Origin of the sequence: Shinella sp. WSC3-e (genome assembly GCF_945994535.1) — a bacterium.
In the GTDB taxonomy this organism is placed as follows: Bacteria; Pseudomonadota; Alphaproteobacteria; order Rhizobiales; family Rhizobiaceae; genus Shinella; species Shinella yambaruensis.
Map to the genome: position 1 here is coordinate 2,303,754 of NZ_OZ000530.1, position 20,349 is coordinate 2,324,102.

Consider the following 20,349-nt stretch of genomic DNA (forward strand, 5'->3'; position numbering starts at 1 on the left):
TGAACTTTTTAATCCACCTTAGTTGCGCATCTCTAGGTGGATTTTGCTCAGTTTTCGTGGCGAAAGTTCAAATGTATGTGGCGAACAGCACAGAAATGGTGGGCCCGGAGGGAGGAAGCGGGCGCATCGGCGTAAGCCTAGATTAGAAACGAAAACAAAGCCTTGTGGGGTATTTGGGTACGTTTTCGAGCTTGCTTCTGTGTACGCCAGTTATTGAAAATGTCAACATAGTTTAGCGAGTCAGCCTGTCAGCAGACACTGGCCAATGCCCCTTCGACTATCGTGACACCGGCCAGTTTTCCACTCGGCTCCCGCGCTATCATGCATTCTCCGAGAGGCAACCAAAAAGCGCACTTTTCAGTGGACAAGCGTCGTGCAAGGTCAAGTCACTATAGAACACATCGATAGACTCGCACCAAATGCTATTCGCCAATGGGAGGATTACGGGGAGTTTCATGGCGCGGACGCTATTACTTACAAAATTCAAGAATTTATCTCTTAACGACCCTTTTTTTGATAGCTTGAAAGCTGGCTATGACGAGTTCTCAGCCTGGTTCAACGGCAAGGCGGAAGAAGATGTTTATGTCGTGGTGGATGAGCATCAGAGCCTAAGCGGCATGATCTATCTGAAGTCGGAACATGGCCCGGTGACGGACGTTGATCCTCATCTTCCCGATGGTCATTGGCTGAAGGTAGGCACGCTGAAAATTGAGGGCAAAGGGACCAAACTCGGCGAACGAGTTATCAAGAAAATATTCGACACGGCTTTGGATGTGGGGGCGACAGGAATTTACGTGACGGTTTTCGATGTTCACGAAAGCCTCATAAAATTGTTTTCCCGCTATGGGTTCGAACAGACTGGCACAAAGACGACGAAGAACGGCGTCGAATTGGTACTTTCTCGTTCGCTGACAGAACATTCAATGGATATGTTGAAGTCCTATCCATTCATCAGAATTTCCCACGCAAACCTCTGGCTTCTAGCAGTTTACCCTGAGTTTCACTCACGATTCTTACCAGACTTAATCCTGAACAACGAACCAAAGGAGATCGTGCAGGACGTTTCCTACACGAACACCATACACAAAATCTACGTCGCAAAGCTGCCGCTAACTCGTATGAAAAAGGGGGATGCGGTTATTATGTACAGGACTTCCGACAACAAAGGACCCGCGTTTTATCGCTCCGTTGCGACCTCAATATGCGTTGTGGAGGAAACACGGCGGCGTAAGGATTTCGCTTCCCTTGATGAATTCCTTGAGTACACCAAGCCGCACAGCGTCTTCACCGAAGGCGAACTTAAGGACATGTACGTGTCTTGGAGCAGGCTCTACACGGTCAAGATGACCTATAACGTTGCGTTCAATAAGCGGATCACGCGCGGCAACCTCATGGAACTGGCTGATGTACCAGAACAACCGCGTTGGGATTTAAAGCCTTTGAGTGAGGCTCAATTCCAAAAAATCATCGAATTGGGGAAGGTACATGAAGGTATTGTTATCGATTAATCCAGAGCACGTTGAAAACATATTTAAAGGCGTGAAAACATTTGAGTTCAGAAGGAAAGTCTTTGCCCGCAAGGATGTTACGACGGTCGTTGTATATTGTACGATGCCAGTTGGCCGTATTGTTGGTGAATTTGATATCGACACAATATTGGAAGACGCTCCCGAAGAAATATGGGAGAAAACTCGATACGGCTCTGGAATTACAAAAGATTTTTTCGATCAATATTTCTCAGACCGAAAAATTGCTTATGCCCTGAAAATCGGCGAAGTGCGAGAATACGAGGAATACATTGATCCAAAGGAAGTTTTAGACAATTTTACTCCTCCTCAGTCCTACATGTACATGAAAGATGAGCGGAGAAAAGCCGTATGCCAGGACCAACTAGAGTTCTGGTAATGCTCGACACGAAGCTCATGATTGTTTTCGGGGTGTCGGGGGTAGGAAAAACTACCGTTTGTGCGGAGTACGCGAGCGGCAACGATGATGTTGTTCATTTTTCAGCGAGCGCCCTATTGCGGCTTCATCGCGAAACCGCCGGAACGCGTTCCACCAACGAGGTAATTCAGGATCAGCATGTCCTCGTTGATATGGTGAACGTGATCCGATCTGAAACTCCTGTATCATTGATGCTCTTAGATGCGCATAGCCTTGTTTACGTTGGCGGGCATGAGGTCATCATTCCTGCCGATGTAATCGCAGCTATGAAGCCGGATGGACTGATTTTTTTCAAAGCCTCTGGTGAGACGATCTCTGAGCGACGCCTCTCACGAGGAGATACAAGGAATGTCGTCCCGCAAGAAATCGAAAAATCGCAAACGAATGCGTTAAGAGCCGCCGAGTCCTACGCCGAACTGCTTCCTTGCCGACTGTTGGTCATCGACGCAAGTCACGGAACAGATTTGGGCGAGGCGATAAGATTTCTATCGTGAACCGGTTCGAGAACTTTATTCTGACCATCCTTTTTCGCAAAAATTGCGTCATTATAGCCAATTTCCTGCCTACCCGGTACGTACAGGCCGCTTTCCACACCGGTGAGCCTAAATCTGTACCAGTCAAATATTCTTTCGAATGCGGGCAGCTTTGTGGCGCTGACCGTCAGGCCGGGATGATCGTCATCCAGCCACTTCAATAGTCCATCAAACACCCGCAGCCCCAGGCCTCTTCCAGCATGATACGGCGCGACGCGAACGGTACATATCTTCCGCTCGAAGCCGTCGTTCTTCGCAATTCCCACGGCGACCAACTCCCCGTCACGATGTATGGGGAGCAAAAATCTTGTCCCTGTCCGAAGACCCGGCACAACCTTACTAACATACCAGCTTTGAATATCTGGATAGTCTTCGGACAAACCGCTTATGAACTGCAACGCTTCCTGCTCGCGGTCGGACAGTGAGAGGTTCCTTGCAGGCCGGGTGTTGACTGACAGCGGAATCAATGAGGTTGTATCTTCATTGAAGATCATTGCTGGGATATTCCTCATTTATCGAGGGCGTCAGAAATCTGGTCAACCGTCGCTTTAGTATCGCTCGAAAACCACCCGAGAACGCCAGAAGCCGCCAAATTACCAAACAATCCGAACAAAAATGCGACGACCAGATAGGTGAGTAAAATCTTGCGGCCGCTCCTGCGTGTGTGAAGTTTGACGAAAGATGAGAAATCTGCAACCCCCTGTCCGTCTTTGCCTTCTTTCTTCCAATGATAAACGACCATTCCTCCTGGAATGCCGCTTGGCACATAGTCGTCCCATGGATCATGCTCAAGAAGTCTATTCTTGTGCCATTGAATACTGCTGGCAGACAGCTCGGAATGAACTGGAAAAGCTGTAAGAAATGCCACAAGACTGATATTAACCTTTCCTTGTTTCTCGTCAGCGCGAATTTTGTTTTCTACCTGTGGCGGCAGTGTACGAAGCTCATTGAAGCGAAAGTCGATATACTCGATTTCCTCGAAACCGCTTTGAAATTTACGGTCAATTGGCGTTATGACGTGAATGAATGGACTGGATTTCCCACTCGGCAAATAGACCCTCAACCTGAAGTAAATACTCTCATCGGCCTTGATCTGAACGCTAACAGATTCAATCGCAACCTTCTCGATTGAAAGGAGAGTGCCGTCAGAAAACTTATCTAAAGAAAGATGGGAAGGGTCTAGGTTTCCATTCTGCTCGATGAATTTATGAACCCGGCAAAACAGGTTATCACCGTTTTTTAACTCAATCCTTGCCGGAGCCGGTGTGACAACGCATTGAAGCTTCTCGTTGAAAATTCCTTGCGCAACGGACGTCTGAGCCAACTGGACGCCCGCGTCTTGTATTGATTGTCTCTCTACATCAACGGGCAAATACACATTTATGCGCTGTACTGGAGCTGGATTCTTGATCAACAGACCAATCTCAAGGAAGTCTCTTGGCGGGCGTTGAGGGCGACCTTTGAAATCCCTATCCCCAGCAATGCGCCAAAAATTGAAGTGCGTCTCCATGGTGGTGCCCGCAACGTCGCCATCGGCAACACACCAGACCGCCATGCTGCCTGCTCTTTCCTGAAGCCTACTCTTAATTGTGTCCACCCTCGCCCCCGCGCGATCCGAATCTATCGGGTGTATTTCTAACTCAAACGCAACCGCAAGGGCACGAAAAAACGATGAACCTTAGGGAGGCTACGCAACGTGAAAGACCGGCTATTGTGTGTTGCAATTCATGAAGGCGATCCTACAGGAAACGGAGGATCACCATGGACCATTACCCGCTTACGCTAAAACAAAAAGAAAAAAATAAGAAAAACGAAGAACGACGACGCCGCGAACGACAACGGCGAGAAGACGAATATTGCAGGCGCATCGAACGCCTGCGCCGTCAGATCGAAGAGGCGCGAAAACGGCGTCAACGCATGCTGTTGCTTTTCTTGCTGGCCGTGCTCGCGATGCAGGAATCCCTCTTCGCAGCTTTCACACGCTCGGTTTCGTATCGGTCCGATCCCATAGCAGACCCGACAGACTGGACGCCGGACCCAAACAAGGACTTCGCCCCAGCCCCCGGCCACGGCGATCATTGCGACGGCTATTCGTATGAGCGGTGGAACCGGATGCTGAAGGAGCGCGGTATTTGTGTGAGCCGAAAGGCCGAGCTTCAAGAAGCGTGGAAGTCTGATCCAGATCGCGAGTTTTTCCCAACGCGATATCAGCTGTGGGGCTATCGTCCGTTCGTAGGCGAGGTCATGAGCGACTTGACGGACCAGCGTTGGCAAGGCGATGCCCTTAAGGCCCTCAAGCTCATGTCGCCACCTGAAACTCACCGCTATCTAGACGAAGCCTACGCCTCGGACCCCGCTGACTTGTTGATGTGCCGGGCAAATTCGAGCGCCGATATCGTCAGGAATTTTCAGTCCGCAGCAGTCCGATGGGAATTCCGCAAGCAGCGCGAGGCCGAAGAGGCGCGGAGGGAAAAGGAATTGTCACGGAAAAACGACGGCGAGCAAGGAATTCCCGAGCCAAATTGACAGGATTTTTCCGAGAATTCCTTGGTCGAAGAGCTGCCGATTATTCGTTGCAAGGAGTTCTCTCGAAAATTCGACCGCTTCAAAGGAATTTAGAAGAAAATGACTTTTTTTGAGTTTATGAAGAATTCCTTTGCTAAAAAACACCACTTGACGGAATGATTTTCCTCTCATACCTATTCGTCGTCCACAACGAAAAGGGGCCTGGCATGGTGAGTACAATCTACATATCTGCGGACGTGATCCAGAATTCGATGCTCGACACTGGTGACGCCATTGCGGCTTTCACCAGTTGGAAGCCGAAGCGACGAGAGAACGTTTTCCGTTACGAAAAGGCGGACATCCGTATCACGGCTGCAAACGGCTCAATCTACCTCATGTCCGAGGCGGAGACGAAGAAGCCGAAAATCCCGTTTACTCCTGTACCTGCTGCTGAGCTTGGCAAGCTCGTGCGGTCGATGAGTGGTGCCGCACAATGATGGAGCTGGCACCAGACCATGATGTCATCGATGACGACACGATCACGCATTTTGCGGTTGCCAAGGCCAAAGGCCGATGCCGCCTTTGCGTAGTGCCGAAGATCATCCAGGAACAGGCCATGACCGCTTGGGATCATGCGGATGAACAGGCCATCCCATTTACGGCCGCCGACATGATGCAGGTGGCAAAGGAACGGTGTGGTGGATGTCTTGGGCGAGGGTGGCCGAAGGTCTCCGAAAGTAGCGGTGTGCTGTATCTCCATGTCGCCAGCAAACGGATCGGATGATGTGAGTGCGGGGGACGGCTCCAACGTTCCCCGCCCCCTCCCGCTCCGAGCCAGAGAGCGCATCAGGAGATGGTGATCGAGATCACCATCTCCGAATAGAAGCCGTCCCGTTGCGCGCGTATGGTGACGTTGTAGTTTCCTGCGACCGCCGCAAGACCGGTAATCTTGCCGGTAATTGGATCGAGCGTCAGGCCGGGCGGCAGTGGATTTCCCGAAGCGAACACGTATCCGCTGACATCGCCAATCGGCATAGCGTAGACGACCGTCCCGGCGGCAACCTGGATGGGCTCGTAACGAATTCCGAAAACAGATTGCTCCGGTTCCAGCGGGGGTGCAGGATCAGAAACAGGGGTCAGTGTGCCGCTCGTCGGAGATCGCCAGACGATTTCGCCAGCGGTCGCGCTGGATGCGATCAGAATCACGGCGACAAATATCACTTTGCGCATTACGTTTTTTCCTTTTTCTGAAAATTGGGTTTCAGTACCAGTTTTGGCCCTGGTGACAGGTCCGGCGAGGCCGGATCGGAGGCCGGAGAAAGAATCGACCGCAGCCGGTCGCGCTCGATTCCAGCGCGCATCGCCGCGTCTTGCGCATCACGCGCTTTCCGCTCTGCGTCGAAGCGCTGGCGCTCAGCCTCAAGTTGCTTTCGCTCGGCAGTCTGCGCGATATCCCGCCAGCGGTCGATTTCGCCCTTCAACTCAGAGCGGATTCTTTCTGCTAGTTTTGATTTCCGCAGGCCATCCCAAACCGCCCGGAAGCGACCGGCCCATCCATTGTACCTGGCGACATATGCCATCGCCGCCTGCGCCCGCTCTTGCTCCTGGCGTGCGCGATCTTGCGCGGCCAGCGCAGCGGCGGTTATTTTGCGAGCCACCTCCTGTTGGCGGGCAGCGTCGGCGGCAACCGTGGCGGCGTCAGCCTTCGTTTTGGCGATAAAGGTTTCGCCGTTGGCTTTGACGATCTTCGCCTTTTCAATTGTCTTCTTCAGTGCCTGGGCTTGTACTTGTTCCCTCTGCCATTCGTCCCTCGACAGGCGACGACGTTGCGGGCCAAGGCGCGTAAGGCCGGAAGGTACGGCAACTGCTTCGTGGTAGGAATCCTGCCATGCGCGCATTGTTGCCGTGTATGCCGCATTGGCACGCTTCATGAGTGCCTTTTGATCCTCGCCATCGATTGGGCCAGCATCCATCACGGAACGCTTTGCGGTCGCGCCGGGATGGTGCTTCTGCGCTTTCAACTCGGGATCGGAGATTGCCACGACATATGCGTGGATATGGTAATGGGACTCGTCTTCGTGGCGGATCACGGATTGCAGATCATCACCATACTGGTGTCGCAACCATTCGACTGTCCGCTTCTCCCACGCCTCCGCCTCCCGGCGCTTGTCGGGATCGGCGCGGATTTCGTTCATGGTGTAAGGATGGCTGGCGACGACCGTGTGAAGTGTTTTTTGATCGGATCGGAGTTTACGGGTCTTTCCGCCTTTAACAGCGACCGTAGCCGAGGCCGCAGCAGAATCGTGCAATTCCTGTACTTCTTCAATTTTGAGGCCATGCACAATGATAGGTGGAGCAGGACTCGCAACATGAACCGAAGCTTCGGGGCGACGGGATGCCTCGCCAAAGATGAAATTCGTGTCCCGACCCTTCGCGTCCGCCTTGCGAGCATAGCCCTCTAGATGCACGAACTGATAGCCCATGGCAGGGCCTCAGCCTAAACGTGGATAAATGAAATCAATGCCGAATGTGAACCAAAAGACACGCTGGACGTGAAACAAGAATTCGTCGTCCGTCATATCACCGACGCCGTTCTGCGCAGTGATATCCTGGTTCATGGAAGCATACCGTTTCGAGTGCTCCCAGATGACGGCATACCAAGAGCCGGGCAGTCGAATTGCTCTAAGAAGTCCCGACGAATCCCCCAATTCGCCTTTAATTTTAATCAGTCGCTGGTACTCATACATCGCCCCCTCCTCAAATAGGAATTTCCTCCTGATAAGTGTGGTCATGAAAACCATGGGCGCAAAGCGCTTTTGGGCACCGGAATGAAAGATATAGTGACCGACTGGCACTATCTTCGATAGTATCGGCCCCTTCAGGGGAACCATTCCATGGAGGCCACTTCGTGGAGACCCTCTCGGGAACCCCCTTCGAGGCTCGGGCCGTGCGACCCATTGCCAGCCCATGGCTGACAAGCCGAAACGCTGGAAAATCAGCGTTCGTCACGAAGTGATGCGGTGTATGGTGTTTACCTTCCACGGGGTCCGGGGGGCTTTGTCCCCCGGTCATGGGAAAATCATAATTTTCCTTGTCTTTGGCGCGCTTGGCGTGCCTCAGCCATGGCCTTGGAAATCTGCCCCGCCGACACGTTGAAATGGGCTGCTAGGTCGTCACGGCGCATGCCCTGCGTTGCTTGCAGATATAGCGCCATACCGCCCATCTCCAACCTTGCCGCCTGCTGTCCGGTCCGATCCTTCACGCCCCTCTCACGCCGCGACTTTTCCATGCGCTCAACGGAGAGTTCCCGTTTCCGGTCTTGGTCGACCAACACCCGTAAACATGCCGCGCGCTGTTCCGCCGGATCGATCCCCAGCCATTCGACAATGGTGTTGGCCTTTACCTGATAACGGCAATCGACCTCACGACCGTTGAACGTAATCGTCTGTCCTGCCGCTGCCTGCCGCGCTCGCTTGATAACGGCGGACATGCGGGATTTCGTTTCACTGTCGCGCCATCCCGCCGCCTCGTTCGCGAGCGATATGATTTCTCGACCAAGCACTTCCGCTGGAGAAATCCATGAGATGGCCACGCCCGCCATGAACAACCATACGTCACGCTGGCCTTCCGGCAGAGTGCCCTCTGGATAACGATGCGCCCGAAGTCGTTGAAGATCGGTGAGAACCGTTTCCCAATAGGTCGCCGCCGACAGATGTACCGCCGGGCCTGTCTTATCCTTGCCTTCCGCCTTACGCTTAGCCCGCTCAGCGCGGAGGGAAATTAATTCAGCGTGGGTGACGGGTAAGACTTCATCTGCAAGCGTCCCAAAATCGTGACGTGTCGGTGTTTCAGGCGAACCGTGACACCAAACCATGCCGACTTTGCACCGATCTCGGTCTGCACTGGAATTTTCGCTTCCTACAAGCCGAAATACCCGTGCAGCGTCCAATGCCCGCTTGTCCGCTCCGAATGGCTCTAAAACCAATCCTAGGCGCTTCTGGACGGCATTCCACCGAGGTAGGGCAGTACGAGGCAGCAATTCCGACAACCAAACACAAACAAGACCTCGGCCCGTCGATAAAATGTAGGACGGATGCGGGATCATCGCCTCCTCTAGATGACCGACAACGGCACCAGCAACATCTCTGGGAGCTTTGGCGCGCCACCGGGCGACATTGTGGTAATCAAGGTCTGCATAACATGCACCAATCGCCGTCAACTGTGAGATGGAGCGCCATTTCCAGAAAGCCGCCTGCGACACGTACAAATCTGTTCGGTTGTCTTGCTGGAGGACCCGTTCGGCTTCCATGATCGCGCCGCCGCCTACCGGAACGGTCCACTCTTTCCACGGCTTTTCCTGCCCGCGCACCCGCTGCGCGAAGCTGACGACGCCATTGCGGAGTCCGCCACGTGAATTGTTCGGATGGAGATTTTCTATGTGCTGGCGCGCACCGAACGCACCGTAATCGAAACCCTGAGGCTCCGAAATAATGTCAACATTTCTTTTGGAAAAATGGGAGGACTGAAGGTTCTGGGCTGGGCTATTTGCCAGCCCCCCGGTCACTCAGCCGTCAACGGCGGCTTTACAATGTCGAAAAGACTGTTCATCATTATCTAACATTCCTGCAAAAACCGACCGAGGGCCGCTAACCCTATGACGTCGGTTTTTTTATGCTCAGAGCAAAATCAGTCGGCGTCAACCGTCAAAGCGGACCGCAGAGAAAGCCGCTGATTTTGCAATTCAAGCAAAGTTTCAGAAATCTCGATTGCTCGACCTTCCTCCAGGTCGATGCGTATACGTTGGGCGGCTATGTCTTGCGCCGAATGCGGTAATTCGGAAATTCCTAAGCAACGGACGTTGTTTTCCAGAGCCTGGATGTATGCGGATCGCAATGCGCGAACGACACGATGTTGCACCGTGCATGCTTTTATTGCAGCGGTCATTTCGGTGTCCATTTGGCGCAGAAGACTAAGACGGTCGAAACATTGAGGCTGTGACATAACGATTTCCAAATTGTCGATGTAAAAGCGTCACCGCAACCCTCGCCCTTGTCAACGATTTTCTCGGGTAAGGATAATCTCATCATTCTGTAATTGTTGACATTTTCTCACATGACGGCGAGACGCTGGAATTCCGGCAGGGGTAGCCTCGCTCTTTTCCATGTCGATATTCTCTTGCCCTTCGGATCGAGCCGCTTGTCTCGATCCGATCCGCGTGGCGGACCAGAGAGAAAATAGACATGGAACCTTTTCGTTCGGTGACAGCCATCGCGGCGACTGGTTCGGCCTGCGGCCACGGTCAGGCCATTTTGACCTGACCTGAACAAGTCTATGTCGCCGCGCTGGCCGTCAACCCCTGCCTGCCGCCGATATTACGACAAACGTTCTCTTCCAAAAATCAGTAAAATCCAAACATTCCGATTAACGGACACTACCCCAAAACCGGCATCAAATTTACCTGCAGGATTCTCAGGAATCCCGTTTTCTGCTATGTTTTTCTCAATAAATTCAATCAGAAAGCGGAGATTTCAATGCGCCATAAAACCACGAAAATCAAAGGGCTGACGGTTAATATCGAGGTTGTCGAGGTTTGCGAGACGGACCAAAACGGCGGCATCCTCTGCTACGTCGCGGCGATCTACATTCAAGCACACGGAAGCGCAGACAAGAGGCTCGTCCGCAAATCCCGGCTGCCCGGAGCGGCGGCGGCATTGAAGGCCGAAATCAAGCGGGATGGGCTACGGGCGGTTGACCGTATGGCAACGCCTTTACAGTGACGACGCCTAGAATCACAATCATTCATAATCAAAGGTCGACGTACGAGGATCAACATGGAAACTTTAATCGAAGGGGATAAAATAGAACAATACAATAAAGCATTGCCTGAGATTATCGCGTATCTTGCGGCAAAGAAGTCGGAACTAATATCTGTCGAAGCGGCTTTGAAGCCATATATCGACGAATATTACGCATTCTTGCGGACGTGCCCATGGTACACAATGACCGCTGGCGCTTATGAAGAAAGCGACTATGAGTTCAATCGAAGGATGGAGCTTGAGCAAAACTCGATGTGGCGTGCACTCTCCGCCAAAAAACGTGGGCTAGAGAACCGCATCGCTGGTTACAGCGATCTCCTAGCCTTCGTTCGCAATTCAATCGAAGCGGAATCCCACAGTGAAAAGCGGGGCAATGCCCCCGGCTATTCCGCCTGACGCCGCCAGTCCATGAACGGTGAGAAATCTACGCCACGTGGGGCCGGGATAGACATTATCTTTTGGACCTCTTCGGGCTCCAGTGCTTTGAACCCGTATTTTGCCCCTACGGAAGATGCCGCGTGACCACATTGCTTGTCCGCAAGGCTATCGCCAACATTGATGCGGAACCATGACTTTGCGTTATGCCTCAAGGAATGAAACACCTGCCGCTGTGTCTCGTGAATACCGAGGGCCACCATCCAATTCCCCATCTGTTTCTGGGCAGCGTCAGCAGGGTCATTAGCCCCATGATAATGAGGGAAAACAAACCCACCCCGGCCACGCTGATTCTTTGCGAAATCAATGAAACCGCAATCACGAAGCAATGGATGGATTGCAACAATGCGGACAGACGTCTTCGTCTTCAGGGGCCTGTCGACCGGCTTCCCATCAATGATCAGTGGAAGCCGTAAGTCAAAAACCTCGTTCCCTTCAATAGTTACCATGTCAGATGATTGCAAATAGACGATTTCAGAAAGCCGCATCCCTGTCAGAAAACCAACAAGAGGCAACCAAGCTTTATGCGGCTTCCGCATCATCTTGGGAGTGACGCTATCTGCCAGCCATGTATTCAGAGACGTCGGAGGCAGGCCCTCCCGATCAATGGCAGGTGTTGCGGCAGCAGGCATTGTCACCTTGAATGATCGGATGTCACGAATTCCTGAGACACCGGCCGTCGCTTTTTCCCAGATAAGTTTGATTTGGGCCACATGTTCTTTGACCGTCGTTTGAGACAGGCTTTTAATCCGCTGTCCGTCAGGCAATTTGTCATTCTTTGCGCCGATCTGCTTAAGGCTCAGCCCGGCGAAAATGGGGTACTTCGTACGATTTGTGGGAAGCTTTGCCATGGCCGTCGCAAAGTCTTGCAAATGGATAGGCAAATAGTAGCTGAGAGGATGATCGCCAACCACGTTCAGGAATGCCGCGAACGTGTTTTCAAGCCGCTCCTCATAGCGCACCTTATCCTTGTTTCCCTTGTCCAGCGCATCTTTTCGAGAATCGAGGATGACACGACCTGCTACGCTAAGTTTGGTGGAAGCAGTTACAGTTCTTTCATCCCGATGTTCGAGAGGCTGAGGTTGAGATTGAGGTTGAGGTTGAGGTTGAGGCTGCTGGATAGGTTGATTTTGGGGCGATTGAACCTGTGCACCCAAAGAACCGAGGGTGCGGACGACAGACTGAAATGTGTCGCGCTCCGCCTCCCATGCCACGGAATCTTTTGAAAGCGCGTCCGAAATCGTCTGAAGTCTTTGTTTGAAATCTTGCAGAGAAGCTCTTTGTGCTGACAGTTCCTTCGCTTGACGGCGGTATATTTGGGCGGCCTCATGGTCGCCTTCAGATTCGAATTCTTTGGCTTGTTGAAGTCGGCTGGTGACCCTCAAACCAAGCGGAAAATGGCGTCGGCGCAGTTCCTCAAGCTCCGCATTCAAAGCTTTGAGGCTATGAGAAAGGGTTTCTCTCGTCATGGTCGGATCGTCCATCATTCTCATGGCCGCACCCGACAAAATTATTGCTCTTTTCCGTGCCGCAGCAGCAGGAAGTGGCCCCAAATTCACGCGGATGGGTGATTTCCCAAGTTGAGATTCGACGCTAGCGGGAATTCTTTGCTGATACGTGAATCCACTTTCGCGTTTCCATAAATACACTTCAAGCCTCTCAATCTGGCTCGAAATGTGTACGTAGCGGTGTATTTCGCCGTGTACGGTGGAAAAATGCCTTGAAAATTCTCGTTTAAAATCAAGGCCTTATGGCGATTGGTGGGCCCGGAGGGACTCGAACCCCCAACCAAGCGGTTATGAGCCGCCGGCTCTGACCATTGAGCTACAGGCCCGTCCCGGCTGATGGCCGGGGGCGTCGGTCAATGGCGGCCGACGCGTAGAGACCGTCTAGACGAATTCGGCGGACCTCACAAGCGTCGCCGTATTCTCTACACAATCACGGGCGAAGAACGGCGCAAGGGACGCAACCATCAGGAGATTTTCTTTATGTTCTACGGAACCCTGGGCCGCCGCACGGGCGCCAGCCTTGTCGCGCTTTCGCTTGCTCTTGCCGCTGCGATGCCGATGGCCGCGCGGGCTGAGGACAGCGCCAAGCCGCGCGAGGCGACCATCGTCGTCACCGGCGAAGGCCGCGCGGAGATGGCGCCCGACATGGCCCTGATCGACCTCGGCGTCGTCAAGGACGCCAAGACGGCCCGCGAGGCGCTCGATGCCAACAACAAGGCGATGGCCGACATCCTTGCCGCACTGAAGGAAGCCGGCATCGAAGATCGCGACCTGCAGACCTCCGGCTTCATGATCAACCCGCAATACCAGTATCCGCAGAGCTCGACCGGCGAGAACCCGCCGCCGGTGCTGATCGGCTTCCAGGTCACCAACACGGTGACGCTGCGCGTGCGCGATCTCTCCAAGCTCGGCGAGATCCTCGACAAGGCCGTGACGCTCGGCGCCAACCAGGGCAACGGCATCCGCTTCGTCAACGACAAGCCGGATGCCGCCGTCAGCGCGGCGCGCAAGAAGGCCGTCGAGAACGCCATGGCCAAGGCGAAGGAACTGACGGATGCCGCCGGCGTCGGCCTCGGCCGCGTGCTGGAAATCTCCGAAACCACCTATCGGGCCGAACCCATGCCGATGATGCGCGCCATAGCCAAGGACTATGCCGAAGGCGGTGCCGTGCCGCTCGCCACCGGCGAGAACAGCTATTCCGTCACCGTCAACGTGACCTTCGCGCTCGGCAGCTGAACCGCGCGGAACGACGCTTTCTCGAAAGGGCCGGGCAACCGGCCCTTTTTCGTCCTAGCTGATTGCCCGTGAAACGGGTGCGGACGATCCGCAGGGAAAGGCCTCGCCCCCGTATCCTGCAGCAGGAAGCGCGCGGGTACCCTTACCCTGCAAGCCCTCTTCGCGGCGGCGCCTTCACCGTGAACAGCATGCTTCCATCCCGCCCAAGGGCAATCGCCATCGCACGGTATCGCCACCCGCCGGAAGAGTAGGCAGGCCGCACGCCCTTCGTTCCACGGCCTGCGGTCCTACGGTCCTGCCGGGAATGGTGAGGCGCAAAACGCAAAAACCCTCCCGGCGAAACCGGGAGGGCGGCCGCTCGCCGGCCGGGGGTAACCTTGCGGGCGGCGTTCAGGGAAAGGCCGGCAACCGATCTTTCCGCTCAGCGCCAGAGCACCGGGCAATAGCGGTCGTTGGCAAAGACGATGCGACCGTAGCCCTGGTAGCGGAAGCCCTCGACGACGACCTTGCGCGGCGTGACATCGGCGATGCGGGCGCGGCGCAGGCCGAGATCGTGCGCCTTCACCATGGCCAGGCGAGGATCACAGCGTCCGCGGCCGCCCCAGTTTCCATGGCGGCGATCGTTCCGGCGGTCCCAGCGATCGCGGCGCCCGTCATGGTCGCGGATCTCGAAGAAGCCGTTGCGATAGCCGACCTGCTCGATCGACAGCTCGGTATTGGCGGCGGAGGCGGCCGGCATCGTAGCCGTCAGCGCGCCGAGGCCGAGAACGGCGGCAAGAAGGGATTTTTTCAGAAAGCGGGTCATCGGGGGATCTCCTGTTCACACCGGCCGGGCCGTTTCGTCCGGCGATTGAGGAGACCTTAGGGGCGCGAGGCTGAACGGAGGCCGAAGCCGTCGTTCAGCCTCCGTTCAACTTCATGAACCGGTGAAGAAGGCGATGCGGGTGATGGCCCCGTCCTCGAGCTCGAGCAGCAGGATCTTCTCCTTCGAATAGGCATCGCCCGCCGCCGACCTGCCGCGCGCCGTCAGGCGGATCGCGACATTGTTGCCGAGCGCATCGCTCATCACCAGCGCGTCGCCATAGCTTTCGTCGAAGGACTCGAAATGCCGGGCGAGACGATCGCGCAGCGCGGCGCGGCCATTGTCCATGCCCTCGCCGATGCCGGAGATCGAGACATCCTCGTGGACCTTGCCGGCAAGGGCGGCGAAGTCGCGGGCGTTCAAGGCCTCGATGACGGCATGGTTGATGCTTTCGGTATTCGCCATGAACATCTCCTTCGAAATCCGCCGCGCGGGCGCCCGCCGGGCGTTCGCCGGCGACAGGCGAGAACAGGACCCGGAACGCAATCGCGACACGCTCCGGGATGGATCGCCGCAGGAACGTTCCATCGTGCCGGCCGGTTCCGTCAAGGGCCGAGATGCAGGACGATTTCGCGCCGGTGCGGCCGGTCGCGGTGCTCGAAGAGATAGAGGCCCTGCCAGGTGCCGAGCGCGAGGCGGCCGCCGACGACCGGAATGCCGATCGAGACGGCTGTCAGCGCCGCCTTGATATGGGCCGGCATGTCGTCCGGCCCCTCCAGCGTGTGCACGATCCAGCGCATGGCGGGATCGTCCGAGGGCGGCACGAGCCGGCGGAAGAACTGGTCGAGATCGCGCCGGACATCCGGATCGGCATTTTCCTGGATGAGCAGCGAGCAGGAGGTGTGGCGGACGAAGACCGTCAGCACCCCCTGCTCCATGCCCGCGCCCCGCACGAAGGCGGCGGCCTCGCCGGTGAATTCGTAGAGCCCCTGCCCGCGGGTCGGGACCGTCACGATCGTCTGCGCCATGGCGCGTCAGCCGCCGATGGCCCAGAACAGGGTGCCGACGACCACGATGAAGGCGAGGATGACGCCCATGAAGCGCGCCAGGCCCATATTCGTGTCCGTCGTGGATCCGACGATCGCGTAGTAGAGGTTCGTCATGGCGTGTCCTTTCTTCCGGTTCCGGATTAAGGGTTTAGCCTGCTTCCCCCCGGCTCACAACTCGACGACCGCCTCGAAGCCGCCGTAGATCATGCGCTTGCCGTCGAAGACATCCTTCCATTTGTCGCCCTTCAGGCGCTCGTCCGCCATCACCTTGGCAAGGATCTCGTCGCGCTTCGCGCGCGATTCATAGGTGACCCAGGAAAAGATCACCACCTCGTCGTCCTTCGCCAGAACGGCGCGGGGAAACGAGGTGAGCTCGCCATAGGGCACGTCGTCACCGATGCATTCGACATAATCGATCGCGCCGAGCTCCTTCCAGACATCGCCCGCCGTGCGTGCCATGTCCTTGTACCGCTCCAGATTGGCCTTCGACACGGCCAGCAGGAATCCATCGACATAGGTCATGATCGTCTCCTTCTTGGGTTTGGACATGTCAAGGACGTGTGTCGGAAGGCCGATCCGACAAGGGCGCGTAATTTTATGCGATGACGGGCGGGCAGAAGCCTGAACCTACCAGCGCGGCGGAGGAGCGTTGCGGATCACCGCCTCTATGAAATCCCGCTTTGCAGCGGTGTAGGCATCTCCCTCCAGAAAGAACCGTCTGGAAAGTTGCTGCTTCAACGCGCCGTAGGCCTCACGAAGCGCCCCGTCTTGACGCAGCCTGTCACGAAACACCAAGCGCTTGCGATGCGTTTCATTTCCCGGTGGGCACAGATAGACACGGCAGGCAGGCTCCCGTTTTGCCAGAAAGGCCCACATATCGTCGTCATAGCGGTTTCCCCGCGCGCCGTAGCCCGCCTGCACAATGCGCTGGCAGGCAGGCTCGATCAGTTCCCGGCCGCAAAGCGTCACATCGATATCGATGATTGGCTTGGCGGCAAGCCCCGGCACGGCAGTGCTTCCGACATGGTCGATTGCATTGACGGCATCGCCGAGCAGTGCCCGAAGAGACTTTGCAATCTCCGCGAACAAATCCGGCCATGCCGCGTCATAACCGACGACGATGACGGGAGTGGGCAAAGCCGATCTCCTTGTCCCGATGGAAGCTGCGCGCGGAAACACCAGCGTGCACGGCCGAAACGCGGAACATCGTAGCGGCAATCCGTCCTGCCTACCACGCTCCGCAATTCTTCAACTGTCGCGAATAGCTGACCGCCATGTTCGACGCGCGCTTCGCGCCGGCCTTGGCCGTGCCGCTCCAGTTGCCGCGCGAATAGCCGGCATGGCCGTGGTAATAGGCGATGTAGAGGCGGTAGGTGTCGTTGAGGGCGATGCCGTTCCTGCGGTTGCTCTCGGCGTGATACCAGGCGATGAAGCGGATCGCGTCGGAGAAATCCGTGCGGTTGGCGGCCCAGCGGCCGGTCACGCGCTTGTATTGCGCCCAGGTGCCGTCGAGCGCCTGCGAGAAGCCGAGCGCGCTCGATTGCCGCTTCCAGGGGATGAAGCCGAAGAGCTTCGTGCGCGGCGGGCGCGCATTGTGCCGGAAGCCGGACTCCGTGTAGATCGTCGCCATGAGCACGGGAACGGGCACGCCATATTCCCGCTCGGCGCGGTAGGCGGCGCGCCGCCAGTTGTCGAACAGGCCGTCACGTTGCTCGAAGATGGCGCAGGCATTCTGCGTCTGCCGCGGAACAGACGCGCATCCGGCAAGCAACAGGAGGACGACGATCAAAACGCAACGCATCGCAGTTCCTCAGAATTTCCCGGATATTTATAAATCGTAAATCTTAACAATCCGTTTTGATTCAAATGCCGCATACTGCCTTCCATTCACGCGGGTGATCCGCCCATCAAATATGCAAATGCATTATTTTGTTGCGCTTTTTCCCCTTCCGGCCTAATCAATCTGCAGCACGCCGGCCTTTCGTGAACGATTGTTCCGGACCGTGAAAGAACCCGCTCCGCATCGGAATCCGGCAAGCGCCGTCCGGACGCGTGAGCATCTGCGACCGGGCCGCCCGATGGCCCCAGTTGAGGAGACCCCCCATGAAGAAGCAGATTTTTGCCGGCGCCCTGCTCGCCGCATCCGTCGCCTTTGCCCCGCTCGCCCATGCGGACATCGTCATCGGCCTCGTCGCCCCGCTGACCGGCCCGGTCGCCGCCTATGGCGACCAGGTGAAGAACGGCGCGGAAGCGGCCGTCGCCGAGATCAACAAGAACGGCGGCATTCTCGGCGAACAGGTCGTCCTGAAGCTGGCCGACGATGCGGGCGAGCCCAAGCAGGGCGTTTCGGCCGCCAACCAGATCGTTGGCGAAGGCATCCGCTTCGTCGTCGGCCCGGTGACCTCGGGCGTCGCCATCCCGGCCTCCGACGTCTTTGCTGAAAACGGCGTGCTGATGGTCACCCCGACGGCGACCGCGCCGGACCTGACGGCCCGCAGCCTCGAGAACGTGCTGCGCACCTGCGGGCGCGACGACCAGCAGGCCGAGGTTGCCGCCGCCTATGTGCTGGCGAGCCTGAAGGACAAGAAGGTCGCCGTGATCCATGACAAGGGCGCCTACGGCAAGGGTCTGGCGGACGCCTTCAAGGCCGCGCTCAACAAGGGCGGCGTCACCGAGGCGCTCTACGACTCGGTCACCCCGGGCGACAAGGATTTCAGCGCGCTTATCACCCGCCTCAAGGCCGATGGCGTCGAGGTCATCTATTTCGGCGGCTACCATCCGGAAGGCGGCCTGCTCGCCCGCCAGCTGAAGGATCTCGCGGTCAACGCCACGATCATCGGCGGCGAAGGCCTGTCGAACAGCGAATACTGGGCGATCGGCAACGAAGCGGCTGCCGGCACGCTCTTCACCAATGCCTCCGACGCGCTGAAGAGCCCCGATTCGCAGGCCGCCGTCGCCGTGCTCAACGAAAAGGGCATCCCGCCGGAAGCCTTCACGCTCAATGCCTATGCCGCCGTCGAGGTTCTCAAGGCCGGCATCGAGAAGGCCGGCAGCGCAGAGGATTCGGCCGCCGTCGCGGCAGCGCTGAAGTCCGGCGAAGCCATCCCGACCGCCATCGGCAAGCTGACCTATGGCGAGAACGGCGACCTCACCTCGCAGAGCTTCTCGCTTTTCAAGTGGGAAGACGGCAAGATCGTCGCCGCCGAATAAAGCGAAAGATGCCAGGAACGGAAAACGCCCCACATGCCGCGTGGATCCTCGGGTCAGGCCCGAGGATGACGGCAGTGGGTGGGGCTGGGTTTACCGGCGAATCTGACGCCGGGGCGAGAGCCCCGGCGTTTTTGTTTGGCGACGTCCGCCTCGCCTCTCCTCCGTCATGGTCGGGCTTGACCCGACCATCCATGCAACAAACGCTGCGCTTGCCGCTGGTTGACGGCAGTGGGTGGGGTGGGGTTCACTGGCAAACCTGGCGCCGGGGCGAAAACCCCGGCGTTCTTGTTTGCCCTCACGCATCGCCGTCGGAATGGGCCCAGTCGAAATAGAGGTCGCGCGCCTTGGCGGTGATCGGGCCGGGCTGGAGGTCGCGGTCGTCGAGACGCGTCACCGGAACCACCTTGGAATAGTTGCCCGAGGTGAAGATCTCGTCCGCGCTCTCGAAATCGGCGACCATCAGCGTCGTCTCGACCACCTCGAAACCGGCTTCTTTCAGCAGGCCGATGACGCGCATGCGCGTGATGCCGGCAAGGAAGGTGCGGTTGGCGGCGGGCGTGAAGACGACGCCGTCCTTGACCATGAAGATGTTGGACGAGGCGGTTTCGGCGACATTGCCCAGCATGTCGCGCACCAGCGCATTGTCGAAGCCGCGCTTGCGGGCCTCCACCAGCATGCGGGCATTGTTCGGATAGAGGCAGCCGGCCTTGGCATCCGTCGGCATGCATTCCACCGTCGGGCGGCGGAAGGGCGAGAGGGTCAGCGAGGATGCGGCCTTCGGGTCGCCCATCGGCGCCTCGAAGAGGCAGAGCGCGAAGCGGGTCGATTCCGCGTCCGGCGCCACCACGCTGAACGCGCCGTGCTCGGCCCAGTACATCGGCTTGACATAGATCGCCGTCTTGCCGTCGAACTTCTTGACGCCTTCCCAGGACAGCGCCTCGATCTCCTCGGCCTTCACCACCGCCTTGAGGCCGAGCGCCTCGGCGGAGCGGTTGACGCGCTGGCAATGCAGGTCGAGGTCGGGCGCGATGCCGTCGAACCAGCGTGCGCCGTCGAAGACGGTCGAGCCGAGCCACATGGCGTGCGAGGTGGGGCCGATGAGCGGCGGGTTGCCTGAAACCCATTCGCCGTCCACGAAGGTCCAGGTCGTCGAGCGTGGTGAGGTATCGACTGGCATTTTGTAAACTCCTTTTCGCCCATCAAGGCCCGGCGGGCCGGACCGGTCAAGTCACAAATGCCTTCCGACAGCCGGTCGCGCTTGTCCATTCAAGATGTTGAATGGGTGCATCAGGCCTTATCATGGGTGGCGCC

Annotated in this window: 26 protein-coding genes and 1 tRNA gene; 10 read left to right on the forward strand and 17 right to left on the reverse strand. The window is 56.9% G+C overall.

Annotated elements, in window-relative coordinates; translation table 11 throughout:
- The first annotated feature begins 455 nt into the window (after positions 1-455).
- The 3 genes from AABF56_RS11345 to AABF56_RS11355 are packed head-to-tail and all read left to right on the forward strand — an operon-like array spanning position 456 to position 2,438.
- The gene (locus AABF56_RS11345) at positions 456-1,508 is read left to right on the forward strand and encodes an N-acetyltransferase (RefSeq protein WP_272805998.1); all 1,053 of its coding nucleotides are present in this window, start codon (positions 456-458) and stop codon (positions 1,506-1,508) included.
- On the forward strand, positions 1,486-1,905 hold the full coding sequence (locus AABF56_RS11350; protein WP_272805999.1) for a hypothetical protein: 420 nt from the start codon (positions 1,486-1,488) through the stop codon (positions 1,903-1,905). Before AABF56_RS11345 ends, AABF56_RS11350 begins: the two co-directional genes overlap by 23 nt.
- Positions 1,905-2,438 (forward strand): ATP-binding protein, encoded by a 534-nt coding sequence (locus tag AABF56_RS11355; protein ID WP_272806000.1) that lies wholly within the window; start codon positions 1,905-1,907, stop codon positions 2,436-2,438. The genes AABF56_RS11350 and AABF56_RS11355 overlap by 1 nt, the downstream gene beginning before the upstream one ends.
- Here the strand turns inward: AABF56_RS11355 and AABF56_RS11360 are convergent.
- Both AABF56_RS11360 and AABF56_RS11365 read right to left on the reverse strand, forming a co-directional pair.
- The gene (locus tag AABF56_RS11360; RefSeq protein WP_272806001.1) at positions 2,396-2,971 is read right to left on the reverse strand and encodes a GNAT family N-acetyltransferase; all 576 of its coding nucleotides are present in this window, start codon (positions 2,969-2,971) and stop codon (positions 2,396-2,398) included. The two genes, AABF56_RS11355 and AABF56_RS11360, sit on opposite strands and share 43 nt — an antisense overlap.
- Positions 2,972-2,985: 14 nt before the next feature.
- A complete protein-coding gene (locus AABF56_RS11365; protein ID WP_272806002.1) occupies positions 2,986-4,032 on the reverse strand; it encodes a hypothetical protein in 1,047 nt (348 codons plus the stop codon).
- Positions 4,033-4,238: 206 nt separating this feature from the next.
- On the opposite strand from AABF56_RS11365, the gene AABF56_RS11370 reads away from it, so the two are divergent.
- The 3 genes from AABF56_RS11370 (at position 4,239) to AABF56_RS11380 (ending at position 5,766) form a co-directional block, all read left to right on the forward strand.
- On the forward strand, positions 4,239-5,003 hold the full coding sequence (locus tag AABF56_RS11370) for a hypothetical protein (RefSeq protein ID WP_272806003.1): 765 nt from the start codon (positions 4,239-4,241) through the stop codon (positions 5,001-5,003).
- 206 nt (positions 5,004-5,209) lie between these two features.
- Positions 5,210-5,479 carry a hypothetical protein gene (locus AABF56_RS11375; RefSeq protein ID WP_272806004.1) on the forward strand — a complete coding sequence of 90 codons (270 nt, stop codon included), beginning with the start codon at positions 5,210-5,212 and terminating at the stop codon, positions 5,477-5,479.
- Positions 5,476-5,766: a hypothetical protein gene (locus AABF56_RS11380; RefSeq protein ID WP_272806005.1), complete on the forward strand. Its 291-nt coding sequence runs from the start codon at positions 5,476-5,478 to the stop codon at positions 5,764-5,766. The genes AABF56_RS11375 and AABF56_RS11380 overlap by 4 nt, the downstream gene beginning before the upstream one ends.
- Positions 5,767-5,828: 62 nt before the next feature.
- Here AABF56_RS11380 and AABF56_RS11385 read toward each other — a convergent pair whose 3' ends face one another.
- From AABF56_RS11385 to AABF56_RS11405, 5 genes are all read right to left on the reverse strand, one after another.
- A complete protein-coding gene (locus AABF56_RS11385; protein WP_272806006.1) occupies positions 5,829-6,212 on the reverse strand; it encodes an Ig domain-containing protein in 384 nt (127 codons plus the stop codon).
- Positions 6,212-7,465 (reverse strand): plasmid recombination protein, encoded by a 1,254-nt coding sequence (locus tag AABF56_RS11390; protein WP_272806007.1) that lies wholly within the window; start codon positions 7,463-7,465, stop codon positions 6,212-6,214. Before AABF56_RS11390 ends, AABF56_RS11385 begins: the two co-directional genes overlap by 1 nt.
- Positions 7,466-7,474: 9 nt before the next feature.
- Positions 7,475-7,729, reverse strand: coding sequence for a hypothetical protein (locus AABF56_RS11395; RefSeq protein WP_272806008.1), 255 nt, complete (start codon positions 7,727-7,729; stop codon positions 7,475-7,477).
- 332 nt (positions 7,730-8,061) lie between these two features.
- Entirely contained in the window at positions 8,062-9,546 is a 1,485-nt protein-coding gene (locus tag AABF56_RS11400) for a hypothetical protein (protein WP_272806009.1), read from the reverse strand.
- A gap of 122 nt (positions 9,547-9,668) precedes the next feature.
- Positions 9,669-9,926, reverse strand: a complete 258-nt coding sequence (locus AABF56_RS11405; protein ID WP_272806010.1) for a hypothetical protein — start codon at positions 9,924-9,926, stop codon at positions 9,669-9,671.
- 587 nt (positions 9,927-10,513) lie between these two features.
- Between AABF56_RS11405 and AABF56_RS11410 the strand changes: the two genes are divergently transcribed.
- Both AABF56_RS11410 and AABF56_RS11415 read left to right on the forward strand, forming a co-directional pair.
- Positions 10,514-10,759: a hypothetical protein gene (locus AABF56_RS11410; protein ID WP_272806011.1), complete on the forward strand. Its 246-nt coding sequence runs from the start codon at positions 10,514-10,516 to the stop codon at positions 10,757-10,759.
- A 54-nt stretch (positions 10,760-10,813) separates the two neighbouring features.
- Complete coding sequence (locus AABF56_RS11415) at positions 10,814-11,194, forward strand: hypothetical protein (RefSeq protein WP_272806012.1); 381 nt, start codon at positions 10,814-10,816, stop codon at positions 11,192-11,194.
- On the opposite strand, the gene AABF56_RS11420 is transcribed toward AABF56_RS11415, so the two are convergent.
- Both AABF56_RS11420 and AABF56_RS11425 read right to left on the reverse strand, forming a co-directional pair.
- Positions 11,182-12,720 carry a hypothetical protein gene (locus tag AABF56_RS11420; protein ID WP_272806013.1) on the reverse strand — a complete coding sequence of 513 codons (1,539 nt, stop codon included), beginning with the start codon at positions 12,718-12,720 and terminating at the stop codon, positions 11,182-11,184. The genes AABF56_RS11415 and AABF56_RS11420 overlap by 13 nt on opposite strands.
- A 271-nt stretch (positions 12,721-12,991) precedes the next feature.
- Positions 12,992-13,067 (reverse strand) — tRNA-Ile (locus tag AABF56_RS11425).
- A gap of 154 nt (positions 13,068-13,221) precedes the next feature.
- On the opposite strand from AABF56_RS11425, the gene AABF56_RS11430 reads away from it, so the two are divergent.
- Entirely contained in the window at positions 13,222-13,977 is a 756-nt protein-coding gene (locus tag AABF56_RS11430; protein ID WP_272806014.1) for an SIMPL domain-containing protein, read from the forward strand.
- Between the two features lie 421 nt (positions 13,978-14,398).
- Here the strand turns inward: AABF56_RS11430 and AABF56_RS11435 are convergent, their stop codons facing one another.
- From AABF56_RS11435 to AABF56_RS11465, 7 genes are all read right to left on the reverse strand, one after another.
- Positions 14,399-14,782 (reverse strand): hypothetical protein, encoded by a 384-nt coding sequence (locus AABF56_RS11435; RefSeq protein WP_272806015.1) that lies wholly within the window; start codon positions 14,780-14,782, stop codon positions 14,399-14,401.
- Between the two features lie 111 nt (positions 14,783-14,893).
- Complete coding sequence (locus AABF56_RS11440; protein WP_272806016.1) at positions 14,894-15,244, reverse strand: nuclear transport factor 2 family protein; 351 nt, start codon at positions 15,242-15,244, stop codon at positions 14,894-14,896.
- Between the two features lie 140 nt (positions 15,245-15,384).
- Positions 15,385-15,807, reverse strand: coding sequence for a secondary thiamine-phosphate synthase enzyme YjbQ (locus AABF56_RS11445; protein ID WP_272806017.1), 423 nt, complete (start codon positions 15,805-15,807; stop codon positions 15,385-15,387).
- Positions 15,808-15,813: 6 nt separating this feature from the next.
- Entirely contained in the window at positions 15,814-15,942 is a 129-nt protein-coding gene (locus tag AABF56_RS11450; protein WP_256364426.1) for a hypothetical protein, read from the reverse strand.
- Positions 15,943-15,996: 54 nt separating this feature from the next.
- Complete coding sequence (locus AABF56_RS11455) at positions 15,997-16,350, reverse strand: DUF1428 domain-containing protein (protein WP_272806018.1); 354 nt, start codon at positions 16,348-16,350, stop codon at positions 15,997-15,999.
- Between the two features lie 105 nt (positions 16,351-16,455).
- Positions 16,456-16,965: a GrpB family protein gene (locus AABF56_RS11460; protein ID WP_272806019.1), complete on the reverse strand. Its 510-nt coding sequence runs from the start codon at positions 16,963-16,965 to the stop codon at positions 16,456-16,458.
- Between the two features lie 91 nt (positions 16,966-17,056).
- Positions 17,057-17,629, reverse strand: a complete 573-nt coding sequence (locus tag AABF56_RS11465; protein ID WP_244766942.1) for a transglycosylase SLT domain-containing protein — start codon at positions 17,627-17,629, stop codon at positions 17,057-17,059.
- 302 nt (positions 17,630-17,931) lie between these two features.
- Between AABF56_RS11465 and AABF56_RS11470 the strand changes: the two genes are divergently transcribed.
- A complete protein-coding gene (locus AABF56_RS11470; RefSeq protein ID WP_272806020.1) occupies positions 17,932-19,038 on the forward strand; it encodes an ABC transporter substrate-binding protein in 1,107 nt (368 codons plus the stop codon).
- Positions 19,039-19,333: 295 nt separating this feature from the next.
- Here the strand turns inward: AABF56_RS11470 and AABF56_RS11475 are convergent, their stop codons facing one another.
- Positions 19,334-20,215: a branched-chain amino acid aminotransferase gene (locus AABF56_RS11475; protein WP_272806021.1), complete on the reverse strand. Its 882-nt coding sequence runs from the start codon at positions 20,213-20,215 to the stop codon at positions 19,334-19,336.
- Between the last annotated feature and the right edge of the window lie 134 nt (positions 20,216-20,349).

Bases quoted from the DNA above. Each gene is read 5' to 3' on its own strand.
- AABF56_RS11475 (WP_272806021.1), bottom strand. From the start codon at position 20,215: ATGCCAGTCGATACCTCACCACGCTCGACGACCTGGACCTTCGTGGAC.
- AABF56_RS11395 (WP_272806008.1), bottom strand. From the start codon at position 7,729: ATGTATGAGTACCAGCGACTGATTAAAATTAAAGGCGAATTGGGGGAT.
- AABF56_RS11465 (WP_244766942.1), bottom strand. From the start codon at position 17,629: ATGCGTTGCGTTTTGATCGTCGTCCTCCTGTTGCTTGCCGGATGCGCG.
- AABF56_RS11440 (WP_272806016.1), bottom strand. From the start codon at position 15,244: ATGGCGAATACCGAAAGCATCAACCATGCCGTCATCGAGGCCTTGAAC.
- AABF56_RS11435 (WP_272806015.1), bottom strand. From the start codon at position 14,782: ATGACCCGCTTTCTGAAAAAATCCCTTCTTGCCGCCGTTCTCGGCCTC.
- AABF56_RS11430 (WP_272806014.1), top strand. From the start codon at position 13,222: ATGTTCTACGGAACCCTGGGCCGCCGCACGGGCGCCAGCCTTGTCGCG.
- AABF56_RS11405 (WP_272806010.1), bottom strand. From the start codon at position 9,926: ATGACCGCTGCAATAAAAGCATGCACGGTGCAACATCGTGTCGTTCGC.
- AABF56_RS11455 (WP_272806018.1), bottom strand. From the start codon at position 16,350: ATGACCTATGTCGATGGATTCCTGCTGGCCGTGTCGAAGGCCAATCTG.
- AABF56_RS11355 (WP_272806000.1), top strand. From the start codon at position 1,905: ATGCTCGACACGAAGCTCATGATTGTTTTCGGGGTGTCGGGGGTAGGA.
- AABF56_RS11410 (WP_272806011.1), top strand. From the start codon at position 10,514: ATGCGCCATAAAACCACGAAAATCAAAGGGCTGACGGTTAATATCGAG.
- AABF56_RS11375 (WP_272806004.1), top strand. From the start codon at position 5,210: ATGGTGAGTACAATCTACATATCTGCGGACGTGATCCAGAATTCGATG.
- AABF56_RS11420 (WP_272806013.1), bottom strand. From the start codon at position 12,720: ATGATGGACGATCCGACCATGACGAGAGAAACCCTTTCTCATAGCCTC.
- AABF56_RS11365 (WP_272806002.1), bottom strand. From the start codon at position 4,032: ATGGCGGTCTGGTGTGTTGCCGATGGCGACGTTGCGGGCACCACCATG.
- AABF56_RS11450 (WP_256364426.1), bottom strand. From the start codon at position 15,942: ATGACGAACCTCTACTACGCGATCGTCGGATCCACGACGGACACGAAT.
- AABF56_RS11445 (WP_272806017.1), bottom strand. From the start codon at position 15,807: ATGGCGCAGACGATCGTGACGGTCCCGACCCGCGGGCAGGGGCTCTAC.
- AABF56_RS11380 (WP_272806005.1), top strand. From the start codon at position 5,476: ATGATGGAGCTGGCACCAGACCATGATGTCATCGATGACGACACGATC.
- AABF56_RS11360 (WP_272806001.1), bottom strand. From the start codon at position 2,971: ATGATCTTCAATGAAGATACAACCTCATTGATTCCGCTGTCAGTCAAC.
- AABF56_RS11415 (WP_272806012.1), top strand. From the start codon at position 10,814: ATGGAAACTTTAATCGAAGGGGATAAAATAGAACAATACAATAAAGCA.
- AABF56_RS11470 (WP_272806020.1), top strand. From the start codon at position 17,932: ATGAAGAAGCAGATTTTTGCCGGCGCCCTGCTCGCCGCATCCGTCGCC.
- AABF56_RS11370 (WP_272806003.1), top strand. From the start codon at position 4,239: ATGGACCATTACCCGCTTACGCTAAAACAAAAAGAAAAAAATAAGAAA.
- AABF56_RS11350 (WP_272805999.1), top strand. From the start codon at position 1,486: ATGAAGGTATTGTTATCGATTAATCCAGAGCACGTTGAAAACATATTT.
- AABF56_RS11385 (WP_272806006.1), bottom strand. From the start codon at position 6,212: ATGCGCAAAGTGATATTTGTCGCCGTGATTCTGATCGCATCCAGCGCG.
- AABF56_RS11345 (WP_272805998.1), top strand. From the start codon at position 456: ATGGCGCGGACGCTATTACTTACAAAATTCAAGAATTTATCTCTTAAC.
- AABF56_RS11390 (WP_272806007.1), bottom strand. From the start codon at position 7,465: ATGGGCTATCAGTTCGTGCATCTAGAGGGCTATGCTCGCAAGGCGGAC.